The sequence below is a fragment of the Polynucleobacter sp. 35-46-11 genome, assembly GCF_002281105.1.
Genome location: NZ_NCFJ01000108.1, coordinates 1 through 6,680 on the forward strand (window position 1 = coordinate 1; position 6,680 = coordinate 6,680).

Here is a 6,680-nt window from a genome sequence, read left to right on the forward strand (position 1 = left end):
ACAAACGACTTCTCCGAGCTCATGGGATTGCGTGAAGAGCTAGTTGACCGCTATGGTGATTTACCAGACCAAGCTAAATCACTTTATGAAACTCACCGTCTACGATTGGAGATGAGTGGCTTTGGCATTAAGAAGATTGATGCGAGCCCAAGCTCAATTCAGATTCAATTTATTCCTAATCCGCCAATTGACCCAATGAAGATCATTCAATTAATTCAGTCATCAAAATACATTCAACTAAATGGGCAAGATAAGTTAAAAATTCTTCCCCAGAAAGAAAAAGATTTTGAGAAACTAGAGCAACGTCTAGACCAAATCCGGAAAATTCTCCGAAGCCTCAATGAATCCGCAGTACTCAATACTGCTCACGTTAACTAATTGCCGATTACTTAATACCCATGTCTAGCCACCTTACTCTTGTAGCGCTTGCGAATACTCCAATCCCAACAGATTTGAATGCTGCATTTAATGCGCATGCCAAAGTTTTAGGACTGGAGATTACTGAGCTCACATTAGAACCATCACCATCAAAATATTTCACTGCGCGCTGGGCTTGCTCTCAAAACTTATTGCCTGAGGCAAGAGTTGCAATGCACGATATCGCTGCTCGGTACGACACAGATTTGGCTTTTCTATCTCCGGGATTTAAGGCTGATGCGGTAAAGGTGTTGGCCATGGATATGGACTCTACCCTGATTAATATTGAGTGTATTGATGAGATTGCTGACTTCACAGGTAAAAAGGCTGCGGTCTCTGAAATCACTGAAGCCACAATGCGTGGCGAAATTAAAGACTTTAAAGAAAGCTTGCGCAGACGTGTTGCTTTGCTAGAAGGCGTATCCGCTGATGTGTTGGATTCAGTCTATAAAGAACGCTTGCGCCCTAACCCTGGCGCCGCTGAATTATTAGCTGGAGCAAATGCAAAGGGTCTTTATACGCTCCTAGTTTCTGGTGGCTTTACCTTCTTTACTGAAAAACTGCAGAAAGAATTGGGCTTCAAACAAACCCAGGCCAACACTTTGGAAATTGTTGATGGCAAACTCACCGGTAAAGTGATTGGCGATATTGTTGATGGTGCAGCTAAGAGCGCCTATCTAGAGCAAGCCTGCACGCTCATGAATTGCCTAAAGCAAAATTCCATCACCATGGGTGATGGATCCAACGATTTACCAATGATGCATGGCTCAGGTATTAGCATTGCCTATCGAGCAAAACCGATTGTCAAAGAAAAAGCCGACGCGGCTTTTGACCGAGTCGGCTTGGATGCTGCTTTACTGCTAATTAACTAAAGCACTTGCTTAAGCTACGGCAGTAAATGAACGCTGATTACAGGCGTTCAAAAATAGTTGCGATACCTTGACCACCGCCAATACACATTGTGACCAGAGCATATTTGCCCTGAACACGATGTAATTCATGGATAGCTTTAGTGGCAATTGCAGCGCCAGAACAACCGATTGGGTGACCTAATGCAATCGCGCCACCGTTCACGTTGGTCTTAGCTGGATCTAAGCCCAAGCCTTTAGTAACAGCCAAGGCTTGTGCAGCAAACGCTTCATTAGATTCGATCACATCAATTTGATCTAATTTCAGGCCAGCGCGCTCGAGAGCAATCTTGGTTGCTGGAATTGGGCCTTCGCCCATAATGTGGTTCGGTACGCCAGCAACAGCATATGAAACTAGGCGAGCGATTGGTTTATGACCAGCCTTCTTCGCCGTATCAGCATCAGCCAATACAAAGAATGCTGCGCCATCATTAATACCTGAAGCATTACCTGCAGTAACGCTACCACCTTCTTTTTTGAAGACTGCTTTCATCTTCGCCAAAGTTTCCATCGTGGTATCTGGCTTGACGTGCTCATCAGTATCAAACACCACATCACCCTTGCGAGTTTTAATAGTAATTGGAACGATTTGAGACTTAAAGCGTCCTTCTTTAATTGCATTAGCTGCGCGACGGTGAGATTCGACCGCTAGAGCATCCTGCTCTTCACGAGTCAGCTTCCATTTTTCAACGAGGTTCTCCGCAGTAACACCCATATGTCCAACGCCAAATGGATCGGTCAAGACAGAAACCATCAGGTCAATCATTTTGGTATCACCCATGCGAGCACCGCTACGCATTGCTGGTGAGCCATACATACCGCGTGACATCACTTCAACACCGCCACCAATACCGTAATCGCAGTCACCCAGCATAATTTGTTGAGCAGTTGTCACAATCGCTTGCAAGCCTGAGCTGCATAAACGATTCAAGGCCATCGCAACAGATTCCATTGGTAGACCAGCCTGGATTGAGGCAACGCGAGCAACATAGGCATAACGGTTATCTGTAGGAATGGTATTTCCTACAGTAACGTAATTAATTAAGGCTGGATCAACTCCAGATCGGGCTACCGCTTCTTTCATCACCATACCGCCGAGCTCTGATGGCTCAAGGCTACTCAGTGATCCATTAAAAGTACCAATTGCTGAACGGACAGCACTCAAAACAACGACATCACGACTCATATTAATCCCCTTTACGGTGCCTAAATAGGCAAAATATTGACCCAAATAAAAAGCCAAAACACTATTTTTATTCTAATAGTCAAGTTTCGGCTATTAGGTCATGCCCTTGGGAGCTAATCACCGTCACTTTGATGATTTCACCGGTACGGTAACGCTTAGAGGGCTTGCTTGGGGGTAAAACCCGCACTAAACCATCAATTTCAGGGGCATCACCGATGGTTCGACCAATTCCACCGGATTCATCTACTCGGTCAATGATGACCTGAATACGCTTACCTATTTTTTTAGCAAGGCGTTTTATGGAGATTTCTTCAGCCTTAGCCATAAAACGAGCACGACGATCTTCGCGCAAGGATTCCGGAACTGGGTTATCCAAGGTATTGGCTGTTGCACCATCAACTGGTGAATAGGCAAAACAACCGGCACGATCAATTTGAGCCTCATCGAGGAAATTCAACAAGTACTCAAACTCTTCCTCGGTTTCGCCTGGGAAGCCTGTAATAAATGTACTGCGAATAACTAAATCTGGGCATGCAGCCCGCCATGCTTGTATGCGCTCTAGATTCTTTTCTCCACTTGCAGGACGCTTCATGCGTTTGAGCACATCTGGGTGCGCATGTTGCAAAGGAATGTCTAAATAAGGCAACACGCCATAGCCATGATCAGAAAACTCTGCCATTAATGGCAAAACATCATCAACATGCGGATAGGGATACACGTAATGCAGGCGAACCCAAGCCTGATGCTCTCTGGCAATTTGGTTTAAAGCATTTACTAAATCAAACATACGAGTCTTAACAGGTTTGCCATCCCAAAAACCAGTGCGATATTGAATATCAACACCATAGGCACTCGTATCTTGAGAAACAACCAATAATTCTTTTACGCCGGACTCAAATAATTTTTTAGCCTCAAGCAGCACTTCACCAATAGGACGTGAAACCAGATCGCCACGCATGCTTGGGATAATGCAGAAGGTGCAACGGTGATTACAGCCCTCGGAGATCTTGAGGTATGCATAATGCTTTGGTGTGAGCTTCACACCAATTGGCGGAAGCAAATCAGTAAACGGGTCGTGCGGTTTTGGTAGGTGCAGATGAATCGCCTGCATTACTTCTTGAGTGGCATGCGGGCCCGTAACGGCTAGAACCTTGGGGTGGATGCTCTGAATAAGGTCGCTACCATCGGCATTTTTACGAGCACCTAAGCACCCAGTAACGATCACCTTGCCATTTTCTGATAAAGCTTCGCCAATTGCAGCAAGGCTCTCCTCAACAGCAGAATCGATAAAGCCGCAGGTGTTAACAACAACAAGATCGGCGCCGGAATAATCCTTGGCAGTCTCGTAACCCTCAGCACTTAATTGAGTGAGAATGAGTTCAGAATCAACCAACGCCTTGGGGCATCCCAAGGAAACAAAACCAACTTTACCCGCCACAACTATTCTTTTTCTGTCTTATTAGGCTGACCTGGAAATGGGAAGCCACTAAATATCGTTGGGGAGTTTTGCATTTGCTCTTGCATCTTCACAAATAAGTCTTTGCTCTGCTCCATGTAGTTGCCCATCAAGCCTTGCATCATCGGGTTTTGTAAATTCATCATATTGGCCCATGCTTCGGGCGTGCTACCTGCACCTAAGCCCTGAGTTTGGTCACCTAGCTTATTGTGAATGTCCACGAAAGATTGCATAGTCTTTTCAAGATAGCTACACATCAAGCCTTGCATGGAGTTGCCATAGAAGCGAATGATTTGAGAAAGCATTTGAGTTGAAAAAACCGGGGCACCACCAGCCTCTTCTTCCAAGATAATTTGCAGCAAGATATTGCGAGTTAAATCATCTTCAGTTTTTGCATCAACAACGCTAAATGCATCGCCTGCCATTACTAAATTTTTGATATCAGCCAGCGTGACGTAGGTGCTGGTTTGGGTGTCATATAAACGACGATTGGGGTACTTCTTAATCAAGCGGCTATCGCCGGCTTTTTTGGAACGTGTGGCCATGTATTTTTCCTAACTCTCATTACTGCAATGCAACATCGGCATAGTTTATCCCTAGTTTGACCTAAAGGTAAATATGTCGATGAGCAGACCACTAAAACTGCATTTTTGATGGGTTTAACCAGTATGCAGGCCACCATTCAAGGAGAAGTCAGCGCCAGTTGCATAACCGCCATCATCAGAGGCAATCCAGCAGCAAATCGAAGCAATCTCTTCCGGAGTGCCCAAGCGCTTAACAGGAACACCCGCAACAATCTTTTCGAGAACATCTTCACGAATAGCCTTCACCATGTCCGTACCGATATAACCAGGAGAAACTGTATTTACAGTCACCCCTTTGGAGGCTAACTCTTGTGACAAGGCCATCGTAAAACCATGCAAGCCTGCTTTTGCAGTGGAGTAGTTGGATTGACCAAACTGTCCCTTCTGGCCGTTTACAGAAGAAATATTGATAATCCGACCCCAACCGTTATCAGCCATACCATCGACCACTTGCTTGGTTACATTGAACAAAGAATTGAGGTTGGTATCAATCACCGCTTTCCACTGCTCAGGAGTCATTTTGCGGAATACGCTGTCCTTAGTAATACCAGCGTTATTTACGAGAACGTCAACACGGCCTACTTCAGCCTTTACCTTATCAAAGGCAGCAACAGTGCTGTCCCAGTCAGAAACATTACCTTCAGAGGCGATGAAGTCATAACCCAAAGCTTTTTGCTCGCCAAGCCAGCGATCTTTACGCGGAGAATTTGGGCCACAACCAGCGATAACCTTAAAGCCATCCTTGGAGAGGCGCTGACAAATAGCGGTACCAATACCACCCATACCGCCAGTTACGTATGCAATCTTTTGAGACATGTCTTACCCCTTATGAAAATATTATTGAGCAGCGGATACTTTTTCTTTCACGTACTTACCAGGCGCCGCTTCTAGTTTTTTGTACTGTGCATTACCGAACGTTTTGCTGGCTTTAATTTTCTTGCCACCAAACTGTTCTAACCATTGAGCGTAGTTAGGCCACCAACTACCCTTGATCTCTTTTGCTGCAGCCAACCACTCATCTGCAGTCTTTGCCAATTTATTATTTTCAAAATAATGGCGCTTGTTCTTTGCTGGTGGGTTAATCACGCCAGCAATATGGCCTGATGCACCCAAGACAAATCGATTCTTACCCTTCAGGATGTGGGTAGATTCATAGGCAGATTTCCACGGCACAATGTGATCGTCATGCGATGCGTAGATATACGCTGGAACCGTGATCTTGCCCAAGTCAACCTTTTCACCACAAACGGTGAGCTTGCCTGGTTTAACCAATTCATTTTGTAGATAGGTATGCCGTAGATACCAGCAATACATTGGGCCAGGTAGATTGGTTGAGTCGCCATTCCAATAGAGCAAATCAAATGGGGGTGGTGAATTACCTTTTAAATAATTTTCAACAACATAATTCCAAACCAAATCATTTGGACGCAGGAAAGAGAATGTATTTCCTAAATCCAGACCAGACATCATCCCAAAGTGGCCGCCCTCACCACCAATGGTGGTCTCGCGCAACTTGACCATACCTTCGTCGATGAACACATCCAGAATTCCGGTGTCAGTGAAATCCAATAAAGTGGTGAGCAAAGTTAAGCTTGCAACATAATCTTTTTTACGTGCTGCCAATACTGCTAATGCGGTAGAGGTTAAAGTGCCGCCGACACAAAAGCCGAGAACATTGATCTGATCTGTAGCACCAATATCCTTAACAACCTCAATCGCCTTGATGACGCCATCGCCAACATAGTCATCCCAAGTTACTTTGGACATCGATGCGTCGGGGTTTCTCCAGGAGACCAAGAAAACAGTGTGACCCTGCTCCACCATGTAACGGACCACGGAGTTATCTGGCTGCAAATCCAAAATATAGTATTTGTTAATACAAGGGGGCACCATTAAGTATGGGCGCTCATACACTGTTTCAGTTAAGGGTGTGTACTGAATTAACTCAAAGAGTTCGTTGCAAAAGACCACCTGGCCTTCAGTGGTTGCAATATTCTTACCAACTTCAAAAGCGCTTTCATCAGTCAGCGATACTTTGCCTTTTTTTAAATCGCCCAACAAGTTCACTATTCCGTTTTGAATAGATTGCCCTTGGGTACTAATAATATTTTCAAGAACCTCAGGATTGG

General features: G+C 45.0%; 7 protein-coding genes. 2 read left to right on the plus strand and 5 right to left on the minus strand.

From position 1 onward, the window contains the following. Positions 1-378: TRCF domain-containing protein (locus B7Y67_RS09110; protein WP_367227276.1), on the plus strand; the 378-nt coding region annotated here is incomplete at its 5' end. A 20-nt stretch (positions 379-398) separates the two neighbouring features. Then, positions 399-1,289, plus strand: a complete 891-nt coding sequence (gene serB / locus B7Y67_RS09115; protein ID WP_293598372.1) for a phosphoserine phosphatase SerB — start codon at positions 399-401, stop codon at positions 1,287-1,289. 37 nt (positions 1,290-1,326) lie between these two features. Here the strand turns inward: serB and B7Y67_RS09120 are convergent, their stop codons facing one another. From B7Y67_RS09120 to phaC, 5 genes are all read right to left on the minus strand, one after another. Further along, a complete protein-coding gene (locus B7Y67_RS09120) occupies positions 1,327-2,511 on the minus strand; it encodes an acetyl-CoA C-acyltransferase family protein (protein WP_215303611.1) in 1,185 nt (394 codons plus the stop codon). A 79-nt stretch (positions 2,512-2,590) separates the two neighbouring features. Next, the gene (gene rimO, locus B7Y67_RS09125; protein ID WP_293598373.1) at positions 2,591-3,949 is read right to left on the minus strand and encodes a 30S ribosomal protein S12 methylthiotransferase RimO; all 1,359 of its coding nucleotides are present in this window, start codon (positions 3,947-3,949) and stop codon (positions 2,591-2,593) included. A gap of 2 nt (positions 3,950-3,951) precedes the next feature. Continuing rightward, entirely contained in the window at positions 3,952-4,512 is a 561-nt protein-coding gene (gene phaR, locus B7Y67_RS09130) for a polyhydroxyalkanoate synthesis repressor PhaR (protein ID WP_293598374.1), read from the minus strand. A gap of 114 nt (positions 4,513-4,626) precedes the next feature. Beyond that, positions 4,627-5,367 (minus strand): 3-ketoacyl-ACP reductase, encoded by a 741-nt coding sequence (locus B7Y67_RS09135; protein ID WP_215303606.1) that lies wholly within the window; start codon positions 5,365-5,367, stop codon positions 4,627-4,629. A gap of 21 nt (positions 5,368-5,388) precedes the next feature. Then, on the minus strand, positions 5,389-6,680 hold a 1,292-nt coding region (phaC, locus tag B7Y67_RS09140), incomplete at its 5' end, for a class I poly(R)-hydroxyalkanoic acid synthase (RefSeq protein ID WP_293598375.1).

Coding starts and splice junctions, on each gene's coding strand:
- phaR (WP_293598374.1), bottom strand. CDS start 4,512: ATGGCCACACGTTCCAAAAAAGCCGGCGATAGCCGCTTGATTAAGAAG.
- B7Y67_RS09135 (WP_215303606.1), bottom strand. CDS start 5,367: ATGTCTCAAAAGATTGCATACGTAACTGGCGGTATGGGTGGTATTGGT.
- B7Y67_RS09120 (WP_215303611.1), bottom strand. CDS start 2,511: ATGAGTCGTGATGTCGTTGTTTTGAGTGCTGTCCGTTCAGCAATTGGT.
- serB (WP_293598372.1), top strand. CDS start 399: ATGTCTAGCCACCTTACTCTTGTAGCGCTTGCGAATACTCCAATCCCA.